This is a genomic window from Pelagerythrobacter sp., assembly GCF_041912895.1.
Classification (GTDB): domain Bacteria; phylum Pseudomonadota; class Alphaproteobacteria; order Sphingomonadales; family Sphingomonadaceae; genus Pelagerythrobacter.
Window position 1 is genome coordinate 202,533 of the sequence record NZ_JAYSGI010000005.1, and the last position, 15,184, is coordinate 217,716.

The following is a 15,184-nucleotide window of genomic DNA, read 5'->3' on the forward strand; positions in this document are numbered from 1 at the left end:
GACGGCGCGGCAAATCAATTGCGGATTGCCGGCGAGGGCGGCTAGTGCGCCGGGATGAACGACACGCATCTCCTCGTCCTCGCCACCGGCGGCACCATCGCGGGAATGGCCGGATCGGCGCTGCGGCACGATTACCGCCCGGGCCAGATCGATATCGCGGACTATCTCTCGCAAGTGGGCGAACTGGGCCTAGACGCGCGGCTGGTCGGGCGGCAGATCGCCAGCATCGGCTCGGAGGACATGGATGCGGCGGTATGGAACCCACTCCACGCCGCGATCCACGAAGCGCTGGACGACCCGGCCTGCGCCGGGGTGATCGTCACCCACGGCACCGACACGGCGGAGGAAACTGCGCTGCTGCTCGACCTGACGCTGCCCGCCGCAAAGCCGGTGGTGCTGGTCGGCGCGATGCGGCCCGCCGACGCCGTGGGCTACGACGGATTGCGCAACTTCGCCAATGCGGTGCGCGTCGCGGGCGATGCCGGTGCGGCGGGGCGCGGAGTCCTGGTGGTGATGGGCGACCGCGTGTTCGCCGCGCGCGACGTGCGCAAGGCCCGGACCCGCGGCACCGACGCTTTCCGCGGCTTCCCGCGCGATGCGATCGGCCTCGTCACGCCGAGCGCGCTCGACTGGTTCGGTGCGCCGTGGCGGACTGGCGAAGGCGCGGCCTGGCGTTGGCACGACGCGTTGCCCGAGGTGCCGATCCTCTACGTCCACGCCGGAATGAACGCCGACACCGCGACCCGGCTGGTCGGCCCGGAGACGCGCGGATTGATCGTTGCCGGCGTGGGCGAAGGCAACATGCCCGACCCGCTGCGCCGCGCGCTGGTGATCTTGCGCGAAGGCGGAATCGTCGTGGTCCGTTCCAGCCGCCTCGACGAGGGGCTGGTCGACCGCGAGCCCGAAGACGACGCCAACGGCTTCGTCGCCGCCCGCGCGCTCAATCCGCAGAAGGCGCGTATCCTGCTGCAGGTCCTGCTGGCGAACGGCGTGCGCGACGTGGCGGAAATTCAGACGGCGTTCGACCGGCGTTGAAGGTCGCTTATCCCCACGGCGTGACGAGGTATTTCTCACCGGTCCGCATCGCGTGGTAATCGGTCGCCGCGTCCTTCTCCAGCATCTGCTCCAGCGTGACCTCGAGCTTGTAGCTGCTCGCGAAGGTCGTGGTGATGCCGTCGAGCACGCGCTTGCGCATCCGGCCCACCGTTTCCATCCCGGCGTTCGCGAGGAACGGCGTCAGCAGCCAGCCCGAGAGCGTCCAGCCGAAGCCGTAGCTGGGCGTCAGGATCGTCGGCCCGAGATCGAGCCGACCGTAGATGAACATTCGCTTCGGCTGGTTGGAGCCGTAACGGTTGTAATCGCCCATCTTCGCGGCCGCGACGCGCTCCATCGCCTTGAAGCAGGCGTCGGTCGTCGTGCCGCCGCCGATCGGGTCGAACCCGTAATAGGCACCGGTCGCCTCGATCGCCTTGCATAGTTGCGGCAGGAAGTCGTCGGCGGACGAATTCACCACCCATTTCGCGCCGAGGCCCTTCAGCAGCTCGACCTGTTCCTGCTTGCGCACGATGTTGACCAGCTCGATCCCGTCTTCCTGGCAGATCTTGAGCAACATCTGGCCGAGGTTGCTCGCGGCGGCGGCGTGAACGATCGCCTGCTGGCCGTCCATCTTGGCGTTCTCGACGAAGCCCAGCGCGGTCATCGGGTTCACGAACGCGCTCGCCCCGTCGCGCGCCGACACGTCGCCCAGCGGCAGGCACATCGCGGCATCGGCGATGGCGTATTGCGCATAGGCGTGGCCCGGCACGCAGGCGACACGCTGACCCATCAGCGCCTTGGCCGCTTCGCCGTCACCGGTCGCGACTACGGTGCCCGCACCCTCGTTGCCGACCGGCATCCTCTGGCCGTGGCGCGCCTTCGCGCCCGAATTGAACGGTTCGGGCATCGTCGCCACCAGCTTGCCGGGGGAGAAATCCGCCCCCGCGATGTCGGAGGGGCCGAACAGCAGCGCCAGATCGCTCGGGTTGATCGGCGCGGCCTCCATCTTCACCAGCACCTGGTTGCGGGTGGGATCGGGAAACTCGGTGTCCGCGACCTCCACCGTCAGCGTGCCGTCGGCGGCGAGGGTGGTGAAGAGCTGCTTGCCGGTGGTGGTCATCGTGGTCCTCTCTCTGTTCGTTCGCGCTATCGCTAACCGTGCGAGGCCGGGAAATCTAGGTTTCGCCTCGAAACCGTTATTCGGGATAGACCGCGCGCACGAAATAGAGCCCGTGCGGCGGCGCGTTGAGGCCGAGTTGCTGCCGATCGCGCGCCGCCAATGCCGAGGCGACGCGCGCTTCGGGCCAGCGGCCCATCCCGACCAGGGCGAGGCAGCCGACCATCGAGCGCACCTGATGATGCAGGAAGCTGCGCGCCTCCGCTTCGATCAGCACCTCCTCGCCCGCGCGGCGCACCGCGAGGCGGTCGAGCGTCTTGACCGGGCTCGCCGCCTGGCACTGGACCGAGCGGAAGGTGGTGAAGTCGTGGCTCCCCACCAGCGCCTGCGCCGCGCGGTGCATCGCATCAGCATCGAGCGGCTGCGGCACCTGCCACGCGCGGCCCTTGTCGAGCGTCAGCGGGGCGCGGCGGTTGGCGATGCGGTACTCGTAAGCGCGGCCGATGCATGAAAAGCGTGCATGCCAATCGCCTGCCACCGCTTCGCAGGCGATCACCGCGATCGGATCCGGCCGCAAGTGCGCGTTCAGCGCTTCCATCAGCCGGAACGGCGCGATGTCCTTCGCCACGTCGACGTGGCTGCGCATCGCCAGCGCGTGGACCCCGGCATCGGTGCGCCCCGCCGAATGCAATGTCGCGTCCTCGCCGGTCACCGCATGGACCGCGCGTTCGAGCGATTTCTGCACGCTCGGCCCGCTCGCCTGCCGCTGAAGGCCGACGAACGGGCCGCCGTCGAACTCGATGGTCAGCGCGAAGCGGGTCATGCGGAGCCTATCGCCCGGCGCGGCGGGCAAGCACGTCGAGCAGGCGCGGGTCGAACGTCTCGGGTGCCTCGACCTGCGGCGAATGGCCGAGATCGTCGAACGCGATCAGCTCGCCGTCCGGGAAGCGCGCCGCCGCCTCGGGGGCGAGGGCGGGGATCGCGCGTAGCCGCTCTTGCACCTCGGCGGGCGCCTGCCCCTTGCCGAAGGTGGTTGTGTCGAGCATTCCGACCATCAGCGTCACCGGCATCGCCAGCGTCTCGATATGCTGGGAGATCGGCTGGGTCAGGATCATTTCGCTGGTCTTGGCCTGCGCGTAAGCGACCGCGTCGCCGCTCGCATATTGCCCCGCGAGCATCCGCACCCAGCGGTCGTAGCGCGGCTCCCACTCACCGTGATAATAAGTGTCGAGCTGATACTGGCGGATTTCGTCGTAACCCTTGGCCCGTTCCTGCGCGATCAGCGTCGCCAGCGGGACGTAGCGCACGCCTTCGGCCATGCGGTCGGTCAGCCCGAGCGGATTGACCAGCACGAGCTGGCTCGCCGCCTCGGGATACATGTGCGCGAAGTGCATCGCGAGCATCCCGCCGGTCGAATGGCCGATCACGGCGGCATCGGAAATCCCCTGCCGCTCCATCAGCTGGCGGGTGAAGGCGGCCATCATCGCAAAGGTGTATTGCGCCTCGCGCGGCTTGGACGATTTGCAGAAGCCGATCTGGTCGGGAATCAGCACGCGGTATCCGGCATCGAGCAGCGCCTCGGCGGTGCCCTGCCAGGTCGCACCGCAGAAGTTCTTGCCGTGGAGCAGCACCACGCTGCGGCCGTTGGGATTGTCGGGCGCGACGTCCATGAAGGCCATCTGCGCGGCGGTTTCGCCGACCTTGACCGGCATCGTCTCCACCGGCCAGGGATATGCGAACCGCTCGAGATCCACGCCGAACTGCTCGACCGGCGGTTCCTGCGCGGCGGCGGGTACGATCGCCGCGAGGCCGAGCGTGGCGGCGAGAAGCGTACGGATCATCGTCGGGTTCCTCATGTCATTCCACCACCGTCCCGGCGGGCACGGCGCGCCCGCGCAGGAAATCGGCGGCGTCCATCGCCGGCTTGCCCGCGCGCTGGATGCGGGTGGGGCGCAACGCGGCATAGCCGCAGGCGATCGTCAGTTCGTCATCGAGCGCGGTGCCCGGCTTGCCTTCGCGCGCCACGACGTCCGCCGCGAGCACCTTGATCCGCTCGCCGCCCAGCGTGAACCACGCGCCGGGGAACGGGGCGAAGGCGCGCGCCTGCCGCTCGATCGCCTCGGCATCGCGGCTCCAGTCGATCCGCGCCTCGGCCTTGTCGATCTTGGCCGCGTGGCTCGCGCGCATATCGTCCTGCGGCACGGCGTGGAGCGCGGGCAGGTCGATCAGCGTGCCGACCATCAGCTGCGCGCCGATCTCGGCCAGTTCGGCGGTCAGTTCGCCGGCGGTCTTGTCCTCCACCGGCGTGCGTGCGGTGGCGAGCATCGGGCCAGTGTCGAGCCCGGCCTCCATCTGCATGATCGTGATCCCCGTCACCGCGTCGCCTGCCAGGATCGCGCGCTGGATCGGCGCCGCGCCGCGCCACTCGGGCAGCAGGCTGGCGTGGATGTTGAGGCAGCCGTGCTTGGGAATATCGAGCACCGCCTGCGGCAGGATCAGCCCATAAGCGGCGACCACCGCGATGTCCGGCTCCAGCTCGGCGAACTCGGCCTGCACCTCGGCGGACTTCAGCGAAGCGGGGCAGCGCACCGGGATGTGGCGGATTTCCGCCTCGCGCTGGACGGGGGAGGGCTGGAGCTTCTTGCCCCGGCCCGCCGGGCGCGGCGGCTGGGTATAGGCGGCGACCAGCGTGTGCCCGGCCTCGTCCAGCGCGGCGAGCGCGGGCACCGCGAATTCGGGCGTTCCCATGAAGACGATGCGCATAAGCCCTGCGGCCACCTTTCGTTGCGGAAGCGCAGCCCCTATCTCCCGCCCCATGGCATCGCAAGAGATCGAGAACCTGGCATCGGCGCTCGCGCGTTTGCCCGGCCTCGGCCCGCGCTCGGCGCGGCGCGCGGTGTTGTGGTTGGTCAAGCGGCGCGAAACCGCTCTCGAACAGCTTCTCGTGTCGATGGCCGAGGTGAAGGACAAGCTCGTCGAGTGCCCGACCTGCGGCAATATCGATACCCGCGCGCCCTGCGGCATCTGCGCCGACCCGCGCCGCGACAGCCGCGCGATCTGCGTGGTGGAGGACGTGTCGGACCTCTGGGCACTCGACCGCGCCAAGCTGTTCACCGGCAGGTATCACGTGCTCGGCGGGCGGCTCTCGGCGCTCGACGGCGTGCGGCCCGAGGACCTGACGATCGGCGCGCTGCTCGAACGCGTCGGCGCGGGCGGGGTGGACGAGGTCGTGCTGGCGATGAACGCCACGCTGGAGGGGCAGACCACCGCGCACTACATCGCCGAGCGACTGGAAGAACTGCCCGTGCGCGTGACCCAACTTGCCCACGGCCTGCCGGTCGGCGGCGAGCTCGACTACCTCGACGAAGGTACGCTGGCGCAGGCGCTGCGGGCGCGGCGGCCCGTCGGCTAGGACTCACTTGAGATTATCGCTCTCGCGCACTAAATCGCGCGCATGGCTATCCGTGAAATCCTCGAAGTGCCGGACCCCCGGCTGAAGGTCGTGTCCGAACCCGTCACCGCGTTCGACGACGAGTTGAAGACGCTTGTCGAGGACATGTTCGAGACGATGTACGACGCGCCCGGCATCGGCCTCGCGGCGATTCAGGTCGGCGTCCCCAAGCGGGTGCTGGTGATCGATCTCCAGCCCGACGATCCCGATGCGGAGCCCGAGGTGTGCAACCATGGCGGGCACGAGCACACCCACCAGCCGACCAGGAACGAACCGCGGGTGTTCATCAATCCCGAGATCCTCGACCCGGCGGAAGAACTGGCGACCTATCAGGAAGGCTGCCTCTCGGTCCCCGAAATCTACGCCGACGTCGATCGCCCGGCGACCTGCCGCGTCCGCTGGCAGGATCTGAGGGGCGAAACGCACGAGGAAGACCTCGACGGGCTGATGGCGACCTGCATCCAGCACGAAATGGACCACCTCGAAGGCATCCTGTTCATCGACCACCTCAGCCGGTTGAAGAAGCAGATGGCGCTCAAGAAGCTGGACAAGATGCGCAAGGCCGCCTGACCGGCACCTTTGCGGCTCACTCAATTCTCGCCCCTACCCCTCGTCACAATGCACCAGCCCGGTCGCGGGCAGCGTCGTAGCTCCTTCGACCAGCAATGCCTGCGCCGATTCGGCGAAGCGCAGCACGAAGTTGTCGTCCTGCGTTTCCCCCTCGATCGTGCAGCGCGCGGTGATCGCGTAGCCGCCGGGCGATTTCTCGATCCTGTCGAGATCGCAGGCGATGTCCCCCGGCGCGGTGAGACGGTTGCTGGTGATCGTCCAGGGTTCCTCGCGGCACATCTCCACCGTTTCCGCCCATCGGCCGGTGAAGCGCAGCAACTCGTCCTCCGGCGGAAGCGCGGGCGCGGCGTCGCTGCCCGGCCCGGATACACCCTCGCCTTCCGACGAGGTTTCCGCCTCCTTCTCCGGTTCGTCCGACGGCGGGGAGCACGCGGCCAGCCCGGCGATGGCGATCAGCGCGGCTGCGCGGCGAAGCGCTATCGTTCGCATTCGATTCCCTCCATGAAGACCGTTGCCGCCGGCTGGCGGGCGATGCTCGTGCCTTCCTAGCGAGCGAAGGCGGGGACTAGTTCCGTCCGGGGCTTTCCCGCTGCCATCGTTCCGTCTATGTTCCCAGTATGGAAACGACTGCGATCATCGTCGCCCTGTGTGCGCTTGCCTTGGGCGCGGGGCTGGGCTGGTTCTTCGGTTCGCGCCCGGCGGCGGAATGGCGTGCGCGGCACGGCGAGCGCGATGCCGAGGCGAAGGACCTGGCGGAGCGGCTTTCGCGCATGGCGCCCGAACTGGCGACGATGAGCGAGCGGGCCGCGCGCGCCGACGGCCTCGCTGCGGCGCTCGATACCGCGCGCGAGGAACTGACCGGGCTCAAGGCGCAAGCCGCCGGGTTCGCCGAGCAGAAGCGCCTGCTCGAGGAATCGCGCGAGAAGCTGCTCAAGGAGTTCGAGAACACCGGCGCGCAAGTGCTCGGAAAGGCGCAGGAACTGTTCCTCGAACGCGCCAGCGAGCGGTTCGGCCACGCGGAAAAGGCGAACAAGGAAGCGATCGCCACTCTGCTCCAGCCGGTTGGCGAACGGCTCAAGCTCTATGAGCAGCAGGTGGCCGCGCTGGAGGAAAAGCGCACCGACGCTTTCGGCCGGTTGCACCAGCAGATCGCCGAGATGCAGCGCGGGCAGGAGGAGGTCCGGCGCGAGGCGCAGCGGCTCGGCAATTCGCTCACCAATGCGCCCAAGGCGCGCGGCCGCTGGGGCGAGCGCGCCTTGCAGAACGTGCTCGAGCAGTGCGGGTTGGCCGAGCATACCGATTTCCATCTCGAGCACTCGCTGGATACCGAAGAAGGGCGGCTGCGCCCCGACGCGATCGTCAACGTGCCGGGCCAGAAGAAGCTGGTGATCGACGCCAAGGTCTCGCTCAACGCCTATCAGGCCGCCTTCGAGGCCGACGACGAGGAGGAGCGCCGCCGTCACCTCGACCTCCACGCCAAGTCGATGCGCGGCCATGTCCAGACGCTCGGCGCCAAGAGCTACCAGAGCCAGTTCGACGAAGCGCCGGACTACGTGGTGATGTTCGTGCCGGGCGAGCATTTCGTCGCCGCCGCGCTCGAACACGATCCCGAGCTGTGGGATTTCGCCTTTCGCAACAAGGTATTGCTGGCGACTCCTACCAATCTGGTGGCGATCGCGCGCACGGTGGCGCAGGTCTGGCGGCAGGATACGATCGCGCGTGAGGCGATCGAGATCGGCAAGGCGGGGGCCGAGCTCTACGATCGGCTCGCGGTCGCCGCCGAGCACATGAAGCGCGTCGGCGGCGGACTGGAGAGCGCGGTCAACAACTACAACAAGTTCGTCGGCAGCTTCGAGCGCAACGTGCTTTCCGCCGGACGCCGCCTCAAGGACAAGGGGATCGAGATCGGCAAGCGCGAGATCGACGACGTGCCGTTGGTCGAAAGCACGCCGCGCTATACCGCGGACGACATCGAGGCTACGGAACGGGCAGCGCTGCCGCAGGTTGAAAGCGACAGCGACTGACCGAACGGAAATCCCCCATGCGCTTCAAAATCTGCCTCGTCCTGACGCTCCCCCTCGCACTCGCGGCCTGCGGCGAGGGCAAGGCGCCGTCGGAGAAGCTTAAGGACGCGACCACCGAACTGGTGGAGGAAGCCGCCGGTGAGATGCCACCCGCGTTGGCCGAGGGCACATATGCTCCGCGTGACGAATGCGCCGGGCTGCCGGGTGCGGACGCGTTTCGCGCAGCGCTGGGCCGGGCGGTCGAGGCGCGCGACGCCGATGCGTTGGCGAAGCTTGCTGCGCCCGACGTCAAGCTCGACTTCGGCGGCGGCGCGGGAACGGCGGAATTGCGCGGGCGGCTGGATGGCGACGCGCCGAATCTGTGGGACGAGCTCGACACGCTGCTGACGATGGGTTGCGCCGCCGATGGGCGCGCGAGCATGACGATCCCGTGGTATTTCGCGCAGGAGATCGATGCGGTCGATCCGATGATGGGCATGATCGTCACCGGCGAGAACGTGCCCCTGCGGCTGGAGCCTGCCTCGGAGGCCGATGTGCTCGAACCCGTATCGTGGGACGTGGTCGAACTGGTCGATGGCCTCGAACCCGAAGCGCCGTTCCAGCATGTCGCGACGACCAAGGGCAAGCGGGGCTATATCGCCACCGACCGGCTGCGCAGCCTGATCGACTATCGCCTTATGGCCTCCAGCCGCGACGGGAAATGGAGCATCACCAGCTTCGTCGCGGGCGACTAGGGCCGGGCTCCCGGATCCATCCCGCTGGATTCAGGCGAAAGTTTCGGCGATGTCCATCGAGTGCTGACGTCGCGTTATCGTGTTCACGATCATGTACAGGCAGCCGGCCGAAACCGCCGTCAGGGCGAGGCCGATCAGGTCGATCGTTTCGTAGGAATCGCCCGAGCTGCTCAGATTGCTGAAGATCCATGTCAGCCACCAGACCCACAGCAGCCCGGGCGCGGGATGCTTGTAATCGCCGAGCGCGCCGTGGCTCGCGTTCCACAGCTCGCGCATCGCCTGGAACGGTTTGAACAGGTTCGCGATCGGCACGAAATACCAGCCGACGGCCCAGCCGGGGGTGTAGTCGAGCCCGTGCAGATCGGCCGCCGCGAGGTTCGCATGCGCGCGGTGAATCCACATCGCGACCGCAACGATCGATGCAACGATCGCGATGAGCGAGGGAATGCCGATCAGATCGACGACATGCCAATCGCCCACGAACATTGCGTCGCTCGAAAGGCTGCCGGACGTCACGAGCACCAGCCCGATCAGGTGAACGCCCGTGAGGCCGGCGACCGCGACGATCAGGAACCGCGCGGTGGCCGCGCGCTTCTCGAGGATCGCCAGCCCTTGCTGCAGTTCGGTGTTCATTGCCTCTTCCGGCGGGGTTCGCGCAGCTCAGGTGGGTACGCCAACGCGCCGCGATCCGCCGGCCGCGGGGTCAGCCGCGCGCCGATCCCGGGGCGGCATCCTTGCCCAGCACGCCCTGCATCGCCTTGAGGATCGCGCCCGACTGCTCGGCGCCCGATTGCGGCGCTTGGAGATTGGTCATCGCGCCGATCTTGTCCCAGTTGGCGGCGAAGCCTTCGACGGTCCGGTCCTCGTCTTTCAGCCACACGGCGTCGTTCATCACCACCCAGGCCGAATGGAAACCGCCTGCGCCCGCGCCGACGATGGCGTTGGTCGGCGCATCCTCGCTGACGAGGAAGAGCGCGGCGGGCACTACGTTGACCGGATCGAACAGCTTGAACGCCTCTTCGGGGAACAGGTCCTCGGTCATCCGCGTGCCCGCGACGGGCGAAAGCGTGTTGACCTTGATATTGTACTTCGCGCCTTCGAGCTGGAGCGTCTTGGTCAGGCCCGCGAGGCCGAGCTTGGCCGCGCCGTAGTTCGCCTGCCCGAAATTGCCGAACAAGCCGGTGGAGCTGGCCGTCATGAGGATGCGGCCATAGGCCTGCTCGCGCATCGTTTCCCACACCGCCTTGGTCGCGAAGGCCGAGCCGGTGAGGTGGACCTTGAGCACGAATTCGAAATCTTCGGGGCTCATCTTGGCGAAGGTCTTGTCGCGCAGCACGCCCGCGTTGTTGATCAGGATGTGGACGCCGCCCCACTTTTCCTTCGCTTCGGCGACCATCGCTTCCATCTGGTCGAATTCGGTGACCGAATGGCCGTTCGCCATCGCGGTGCCGCCCGCGGCCTCGATCTCCTCGACGACCTTCAGCGCAGCGTCCGAATGCCCGGTGCCGTCGCGCGATCCGCCCAGATCGTTGACCACGACCTTCGCCCCGCGCCGCGCCAGTTCCAGCGCGTATTCGCGGCCCAGCCCGCCGCCCGCGCCGGTGACGATCGCTACCTTGTCGTTGAAGTCGATGCTCATGCGGTCTCTCCTGTCGAGGGCGATGCCCTTACGTTAGCGTCAATCTGCGCGCGGAGGTGGCAGGTTCCACGCGGCGATGCAACCGTGCGTGAACACGGCGGGGCGGCGGATGGCTACGACGCCTGGCCCAACCGCTCCAGCGTCGGAATCAGCTCGGCGAACGAATCGATCATCGCATCCGCGCCGAGGTCTTCGCGCGACTGGTCGCAATAGCCGTAGCACGCCGCGACCACCGGCACCCCGGCGGCGCGCGCAGCGCGCATGTCGTACGAACTGTCGCCGACATAGACCAGCGATCCGCCGCCGCAGCACTCGCGCGCCTTCCAGATCGGGTCGGGCGCGGGCTTGGCTTTTCCCTTGCCCAGCGTATCGCCGCCGATCACGCAATCGAAGCGATCCGACAAGCCGAGCGTGTCGAGGATGCCGCGCGCGAAGCTTTCGAACTTGTTGGTCACCACGCCCACGCGCACCCCGCGCGCAGCGAGTTCGTCCAGCGCCTCGACCGCGCCGGGGTAGGGCTGCGTGTGGACCGCGTAGTTTTCACCGTAATAGCCGAGCATCTGCTTGTAGAGCTTGCGGAATTCCTCCTCCGCCAGCCCGCCCTGATCGTCGATGGCGCGCTGCAGCATGATCTTGGCACCCCCGCCGATCAGATCCTTCGCATGATCGATTGGCACACTGGCGAACCCGCCCAGTGCGAGGGCATGGTTCACCGCCGTGCCCAGATCCTTGTGCGTTTCGAGCAATGTACCGTCGAGGTCGAACGCGACGATGTCGAAGGGAAAGTCCGCCATGCACGCCGGGGTGCCGGATGGTTCTTCAAACCGCAAGCGTTTGCTGGCAAGGGCGGGGAATGAGAGAATTCGCCACCATCATCCTCGCCGCGGGCAAGGGCACCCGCATGAAGAGCGACCTGCACAAGGTGCTCCACCCGATCGCCGGACGGCCGATGATCGAGCATCTGATGGCGTCGGCTGCCGAACTGGGGCCGGTGCAGACCGTGGTCGTGGTCGGCAGCGGACGCGAACAGCTCGAGGCCGCGCTGGCGGGCCGCGCCGCCACGGCCCTGCAGGAACCGCAGCTCGGCACCGGACACGCCGTGCAGCAGGCGCAGGGTGCGCTGGCCGGGTTCGATGGTGACGTGCTGATCCTCTATGGCGACGTGCCCTTCGTGCGCCCGCAGACGATGCAGGCGATGCTCGACCGGCTCCATGCCGACGATGCCCCTGCTGTGGTCGTGCTCGGCTTCGAGCCCGCCGATGCGCTGCAATACGGTCGGGTGATCGCCGATGCCCAAGGCCGGATCGAGAAGATGGTCGAGCACAAGGATGCGAGCGAGGCCGAGCGCGCCTGCCGCCTGTGCAATTCGGGCCTGATGGCCGCGCGTGCTGCCGACATGTTCGACCTGCTCACGCGGGTCGGCAACGACAACGCGCAGGGCGAATACTATCTCGTCGACGTGGTCAACGTCGCCAACACCGATGGCCGGCACAGCGCGGTGGTGACGACGAGCGACCCGGGCGAAGTCGCCGGGATCAACAGCCGCGCCGAACTCGCGCGGGCCGAGGCACAGTGGCAGGATCTGAAGCGCGAGGAGGCGATGGCGAACGGCGCCTCGCTCCGCGCGCCCGAGACCGTGTTCTTCAGTTGGGACACCGAAATCGGCCGCGACGTGACGATCGAGCCCAATGTCGTCTTCGGCCCCGGCGCGACGGTCGCCGATGGCGCGACGATCCGCGCGTTCAGCCATATCGAAGGCGCGAGCGTGGGGGAGCGGTGCGAAGTCGGCCCCTACGCCCGCCTGCGCCCCGGCGCGGTGATGGAGAAGGGCAGCAAAGTCGGCAATTTCGTCGAGATGAAGAAGGCCGTGCTGGGCGAAGGCGCGAAGGCGAACCACCTCAGCTATCTCGGCGATGCGGAAATCGGCGCGGGCGCGAACATCGGCGCGGGCACGATCACCTGCAATTACGACGGCTATTTCAAGTACAAGACGGTGATCGGCCCGCGCGCCTTCATCGGCAGCAACAGCGCACTGATCGCTCCGGTGAAAATCGGTGCGGACGCGATTGTGGCGGCGGGCAGCGCGGTGAGCCGCGACGTGGCCGACGGCGAACTGCGCATGGTCCGCGCGGAGCAACTGGTGAAGCCGGGCTGGGCCGACCGCTTCCACGACACGATGAAAAAGAAGAAGGCGGCGGAGAAGAAAAGCTGAGCGAACCGCCCGATTTCCATGCGCTGACGGATCAGTCGATCCCGCCGAAGCCGGGAATGAATGTCTGGGGCACCGTCCACTTGTAGACCGGGCGGTTGGCGACCACGCGGCGCTCGTCGGGCGTCCAGTCGCCCATCCCGAAATCGTGGCTGACCACGCGTGCGCCGGGCTCGAGCTGGTCGAGCAATTGCGGGCGCAGCCGCAGGTTCAGCGTGTCGCCGAGGTAGAGCGTGACCACGTCGGCGTCGGAAAAATCGGTCGCGAACAGGTCAGCCTTGCGAAATTCCACGAGGTGCGAGACCCCCGCCGCCTCGGCGTTCTCCTTGGCCTTCTCGATCAGGCGCGGGTCGATCTCGATCCCGACCGCGCGCACGCCGAACTGCTTCGCCGCGGCGATGGGGATGCGGCCGTCGCCCGAACCGAGATCGTAGAGCACGTCGCCTTCGCCGATCTCGGCCATCTCGATCATCGCCGCGACCACCGGTTCGGGCGTGGCGATGTAGTGGATGTCCACCCGCGGCCCGCACGATGCGAGCACGAGCAGCAGGGGAGCGGCGGCGATGGCCCGAATGCGAGCGGCGGCTGTCATTCGCCCTCGATTGCCGCGCGAAGGTGACGCGAGTGTGAACGTGTTACCCTTACGCGCGGTTGTGCCGCTGGACGCCCGCCGCGCCGCGCGGCATGAGCGGCGGAAGGGAGGGCCGTGCGTTGGACGCCAACCGCTTTCAATTCGGCGATTTCACGCTCGACGCGCCGGCGCGCCGGCTGGCCTGCCACGGCGAGCCGGTGGGGCTCGGCGCGCGCTATTTCGACGCGCTCGTACTGCTCCTGCGGCATCCCGGCGAACTCGTCACCAAGGCGCATTTCCACGAATCGATCTGGCGCGGGATCCCGGTGACCGACGAGGCGCTGACGCAATGCATCCGCACCCTGCGCCGCGCATTGGGCGACGACGCGGCCAACCCGCGCTTCATCGAAACCGTGCCGAAGCACGGCTATCGCTTCGTCGCGCCGGTGGTCGCGGAAGGAAGTGGACGCGGGGAGACGCCGCCGCGTGAGCCACGCGAAACCGCCGGGCCGCGCTGGGCCGAGGTGCTGTCGCTCGGCGTCGCGGCCACCGCCGGGGGCGGTGCGGCGGGTGTGGTCGGCGGCATCGTCTATGGTTTCGCGAGCGTGCCTGCGGACGGCGGTGGTGCCGCGCTGTCGGCGCTGCTGGTCCTCCTCGCTCTCAACATCGGCGTGGCGCTGTTCGCTGGTGCCGCCATCGGCTTCGGGATCGCGCTGGTGCCGCACGCAGGCGCCACGATCTCTCCCTGGGCGGCGGCGGGCGGCGCAGGTGGAGGGCTGGTCGCCGGGGCGCTCGCCAAGCTGCTCGGCCTAGACGCCTTCCGCCTGCTGCTGGGCCGCACGCCGGGCGACATCACCGGCGCCTTCGAGGGCGGGTTGCTGGGCCTTGCGGTCGGCGCGGCCGTCGTGGTCGCGAACCGGCTGTCCTCGTGGCGCAGGGCCGCGCTGGTCGCCGCGCTGGCGGGCGGCGCGGCGGGAATCGCGATCGCGCTGCTCGGCGGCGAGATGATGGGTGGCAGCCTCGCGTTGCTGGCGGACAGTTTCCCCGGCTCGCAATTGCGCTTCGGCCGTTTGACCGCACTGTTCGGAGAGACCGGCTTCGGGCCGCTGACGCGGCTCAACACCGGGCTGCTGGAGGGGGCGGTGTTCGCGCTCGGCACCGTGGGCGCGATGATGCTCCACGAGCGCTGGTGGCGCCAGCGTGCGTGAAATGAAAAGGGGCGGCCCTCGCAGGCCGCCCCTTCGTAACCGGTGAAGCGCGAAAGGCTCAGCCTTCGACATGCTCCGCGAGCACGGTCAGGCCCTTTTCGCTGACTTCGGCGAAGCCGCCGCGGACCTCGATCTGTTCGGGCGCGGCACTTTCGGTCTTGTAGACCTGCACTGCGCCGTCGCGGATTGTCGACATGAAAGGCGCATGGCCTTCCAGCACGCCGAACTCACCCTCCGTGCCGGGGACGACCACCATGTGGACGTCTTCCGAACGGACGAGCTTTTCGGGGGTCACGAGTTCGAAATGCAGCGCCATCGTGTCAGGCCTCGTCGGCCAGCTTCTTCGCCTTGGCGACGACCTGATCGATGCCGCCGACCATGTAGAAGGCGGCTTCGGGCAGGTGATCGTATTCGCCTTCGACGACGGCCTTGAACGACTTGATCGTGTCCTCGATCTGCACGAATTCGCCGGGGATGTTGGTGAACACCTCGGCCACGTGGAACGGCTGGCTGAGGAACTTCTGGATCTTGCGCGCGCGGGCGACGGTCAGCTTATCCTCTTCGGACAACTCGTCCATGCCCAGGATCGCGATGATGTCCTGCAGCGACTTGTACTTCTGCAGCGT

Annotated in this window: 17 protein-coding genes and 1 pseudogene; 7 read left to right on the forward strand and 11 right to left on the reverse strand. The window is 68.0% G+C overall.

Annotation, left to right across the window (positions count from 1 at the left end; all coding sequences use genetic code 11):
* Positions 1 to 54: 54 nt before the first annotated feature.
* Entirely contained in the window at positions 55 to 1,035 is a 981-nt protein-coding gene (locus tag ACE3QC_RS14020) for an asparaginase (RefSeq protein ID WP_374409267.1), read from the forward strand.
* 7 nt (positions 1,036 to 1,042) lie between these two features.
* On the opposite strand, the gene ACE3QC_RS14025 is transcribed toward ACE3QC_RS14020, so the two are convergent.
* The 4 genes from ACE3QC_RS14025 to fmt form a co-directional block, all read right to left on the reverse strand.
* Positions 1,043 to 2,155, reverse strand: coding sequence for a zinc-binding dehydrogenase (locus tag ACE3QC_RS14025; RefSeq protein WP_374409269.1), 1,113 nt, complete (start codon positions 2,153 to 2,155; stop codon positions 1,043 to 1,045).
* 76 nt (positions 2,156 to 2,231) lie between these two features.
* The gene (truA, locus tag ACE3QC_RS14030) at positions 2,232 to 2,975 is read right to left on the reverse strand and encodes a tRNA pseudouridine(38-40) synthase TruA (RefSeq protein ID WP_374409271.1); all 744 of its coding nucleotides are present in this window, start codon (positions 2,973 to 2,975) and stop codon (positions 2,232 to 2,234) included.
* Between the two features lie 7 nt (positions 2,976 to 2,982).
* Complete coding sequence (locus ACE3QC_RS14035; RefSeq protein WP_374409273.1) at positions 2,983 to 3,993, reverse strand: alpha/beta fold hydrolase; 1,011 nt, start codon at positions 3,991 to 3,993, stop codon at positions 2,983 to 2,985.
* 16 nt (positions 3,994 to 4,009) lie between these two features.
* A complete protein-coding gene (gene fmt / locus ACE3QC_RS14040) occupies positions 4,010 to 4,915 on the reverse strand; it encodes a methionyl-tRNA formyltransferase (protein ID WP_374409314.1) in 906 nt (301 codons plus the stop codon).
* Positions 4,916 to 4,967: 52 nt separating this feature from the next.
* On the opposite strand from fmt, the gene recR reads away from it, so the two are divergent.
* Positions 4,968 to 5,564, forward strand: coding sequence for a recombination mediator RecR (gene recR, locus ACE3QC_RS14045; RefSeq protein WP_374409275.1), 597 nt, complete (start codon positions 4,968 to 4,970; stop codon positions 5,562 to 5,564).
* Between the two features lie 42 nt (positions 5,565 to 5,606).
* Positions 5,607 to 6,173 (forward strand): peptide deformylase, encoded by a 567-nt coding sequence (gene def / locus ACE3QC_RS14050; protein ID WP_374409277.1) that lies wholly within the window; start codon positions 5,607 to 5,609, stop codon positions 6,171 to 6,173.
* Between the two features lie 33 nt (positions 6,174 to 6,206).
* Here the strand turns inward: def and ACE3QC_RS14055 are convergent, their stop codons facing one another.
* The gene (locus ACE3QC_RS14055) at positions 6,207 to 6,662 is read right to left on the reverse strand and encodes a hypothetical protein (protein WP_374409279.1); all 456 of its coding nucleotides are present in this window, start codon (positions 6,660 to 6,662) and stop codon (positions 6,207 to 6,209) included.
* 128 nt (positions 6,663 to 6,790) lie between these two features.
* Here ACE3QC_RS14055 and ACE3QC_RS14060 point away from each other — a divergent pair, with 128 nt between their 5' ends.
* Together ACE3QC_RS14060 and ACE3QC_RS14065 are read left to right on the forward strand one after the other, a co-directional pair.
* Positions 6,791 to 8,197 (forward strand): DNA recombination protein RmuC, encoded by a 1,407-nt coding sequence (locus ACE3QC_RS14060; protein ID WP_374409281.1) that lies wholly within the window; start codon positions 6,791 to 6,793, stop codon positions 8,195 to 8,197.
* Positions 8,198 to 8,214: 17 nt separating this feature from the next.
* Complete coding sequence (locus ACE3QC_RS14065; protein ID WP_374409283.1) at positions 8,215 to 8,931, forward strand: hypothetical protein; 717 nt, start codon at positions 8,215 to 8,217, stop codon at positions 8,929 to 8,931.
* Between the two features lie 30 nt (positions 8,932 to 8,961).
* Here ACE3QC_RS14065 and ACE3QC_RS14070 read toward each other — a convergent pair whose 3' ends face one another.
* The 3 genes from ACE3QC_RS14070 to ACE3QC_RS14080 all read right to left on the reverse strand — a co-directional run bounded on the left by ACE3QC_RS14070 (position 8,962) and on the right by ACE3QC_RS14080 (position 11,364).
* Positions 8,962 to 9,564: a DUF4328 domain-containing protein gene (locus ACE3QC_RS14070; RefSeq protein ID WP_374409285.1), complete on the reverse strand. Its 603-nt coding sequence runs from the start codon at positions 9,562 to 9,564 to the stop codon at positions 8,962 to 8,964.
* A 70-nt stretch (positions 9,565 to 9,634) separates the two neighbouring features.
* On the reverse strand, positions 9,635 to 10,570 hold the full coding sequence (locus tag ACE3QC_RS14075) for an SDR family NAD(P)-dependent oxidoreductase (RefSeq protein ID WP_374409287.1): 936 nt from the start codon (positions 10,568 to 10,570) through the stop codon (positions 9,635 to 9,637).
* A 113-nt stretch (positions 10,571 to 10,683) separates the two neighbouring features.
* Positions 10,684 to 11,364 (reverse strand): HAD-IA family hydrolase, encoded by a 681-nt coding sequence (locus ACE3QC_RS14080; protein WP_374409289.1) that lies wholly within the window; start codon positions 11,362 to 11,364, stop codon positions 10,684 to 10,686.
* A gap of 59 nt (positions 11,365 to 11,423) precedes the next feature.
* On the opposite strand from ACE3QC_RS14080, the gene glmU reads away from it, so the two are divergent.
* On the forward strand, positions 11,424 to 12,782 hold the full coding sequence (gene glmU, locus ACE3QC_RS14085; protein WP_374409291.1) for a bifunctional UDP-N-acetylglucosamine diphosphorylase/glucosamine-1-phosphate N-acetyltransferase GlmU: 1,359 nt from the start codon (positions 11,424 to 11,426) through the stop codon (positions 12,780 to 12,782).
* Positions 12,783 to 12,813: 31 nt separating this feature from the next.
* On the opposite strand, the gene ACE3QC_RS14090 is transcribed toward glmU, so the two are convergent.
* Positions 12,814 to 13,371 carry a cyclopropane-fatty-acyl-phospholipid synthase family protein gene (locus ACE3QC_RS14090; protein WP_374409293.1) on the reverse strand — a complete coding sequence of 186 codons (558 nt, stop codon included), beginning with the start codon at positions 13,369 to 13,371 and terminating at the stop codon, positions 12,814 to 12,816.
* A gap of 119 nt (positions 13,372 to 13,490) precedes the next feature.
* On the opposite strand from ACE3QC_RS14090, the gene ACE3QC_RS14095 reads away from it, so the two are divergent.
* Entirely contained in the window at positions 13,491 to 14,558 is a 1,068-nt protein-coding gene (locus tag ACE3QC_RS14095; RefSeq protein ID WP_374409294.1) for a transcriptional regulator, read from the forward strand.
* A 58-nt stretch (positions 14,559 to 14,616) separates the two neighbouring features.
* On the opposite strand, the gene ACE3QC_RS14100 is transcribed toward ACE3QC_RS14095, so the two are convergent.
* Together ACE3QC_RS14100 and ACE3QC_RS14105 are read right to left on the reverse strand one after the other, a co-directional pair.
* Positions 14,617 to 14,874 (reverse strand): ATP synthase F1 subunit epsilon, encoded by a 258-nt coding sequence (locus tag ACE3QC_RS14100; RefSeq protein ID WP_374409296.1) that lies wholly within the window; start codon positions 14,872 to 14,874, stop codon positions 14,617 to 14,619.
* Positions 14,875 to 14,878: 4 nt separating this feature from the next.
* Positions 14,879 to 15,184, reverse strand: a pseudogene (locus ACE3QC_RS14105) (F0F1 ATP synthase subunit beta); the annotation flags it as partial.

Excerpts from the sequence above, each read along its gene's own strand:
- ACE3QC_RS14020 (WP_374409267.1), top strand. The coding sequence starts at position 55 with ATGAACGACACGCATCTCCTCGTCCTCGCCACCGGCGGCACCATCGCG.
- ACE3QC_RS14025 (WP_374409269.1), bottom strand. The coding sequence starts at position 2,155 with ATGACCACCACCGGCAAGCAGCTCTTCACCACCCTCGCCGCCGACGGC.
- truA (WP_374409271.1), bottom strand. The coding sequence starts at position 2,975 with ATGACCCGCTTCGCGCTGACCATCGAGTTCGACGGCGGCCCGTTCGTC.
- ACE3QC_RS14035 (WP_374409273.1), bottom strand. The coding sequence starts at position 3,993 with ATGATCCGTACGCTTCTCGCCGCCACGCTCGGCCTCGCGGCGATCGTA.
- fmt (WP_374409314.1), bottom strand. The coding sequence starts at position 4,915 with ATGCGCATCGTCTTCATGGGAACGCCCGAATTCGCGGTGCCCGCGCTC.
- recR (WP_374409275.1), top strand. The coding sequence starts at position 4,968 with ATGGCATCGCAAGAGATCGAGAACCTGGCATCGGCGCTCGCGCGTTTG.
- def (WP_374409277.1), top strand. The coding sequence starts at position 5,607 with ATGGCTATCCGTGAAATCCTCGAAGTGCCGGACCCCCGGCTGAAGGTC.
- ACE3QC_RS14055 (WP_374409279.1), bottom strand. The coding sequence starts at position 6,662 with ATGCGAACGATAGCGCTTCGCCGCGCAGCCGCGCTGATCGCCATCGCC.
- ACE3QC_RS14060 (WP_374409281.1), top strand. The coding sequence starts at position 6,791 with ATGGAAACGACTGCGATCATCGTCGCCCTGTGTGCGCTTGCCTTGGGC.
- ACE3QC_RS14065 (WP_374409283.1), top strand. The coding sequence starts at position 8,215 with ATGCGCTTCAAAATCTGCCTCGTCCTGACGCTCCCCCTCGCACTCGCG.
- ACE3QC_RS14070 (WP_374409285.1), bottom strand. The coding sequence starts at position 9,564 with ATGAACACCGAACTGCAGCAAGGGCTGGCGATCCTCGAGAAGCGCGCG.
- ACE3QC_RS14075 (WP_374409287.1), bottom strand. The coding sequence starts at position 10,570 with ATGAGCATCGACTTCAACGACAAGGTAGCGATCGTCACCGGCGCGGGC.
- ACE3QC_RS14080 (WP_374409289.1), bottom strand. The coding sequence starts at position 11,364 with ATGGCGGACTTTCCCTTCGACATCGTCGCGTTCGACCTCGACGGTACA.
- glmU (WP_374409291.1), top strand. The coding sequence starts at position 11,424 with ATGAGAGAATTCGCCACCATCATCCTCGCCGCGGGCAAGGGCACCCGC.
- ACE3QC_RS14090 (WP_374409293.1), bottom strand. The coding sequence starts at position 13,371 with ATGACAGCCGCCGCTCGCATTCGGGCCATCGCCGCCGCTCCCCTGCTG.
- ACE3QC_RS14100 (WP_374409296.1), bottom strand. The coding sequence starts at position 14,874 with ATGGCGCTGCATTTCGAACTCGTGACCCCCGAAAAGCTCGTCCGTTCG.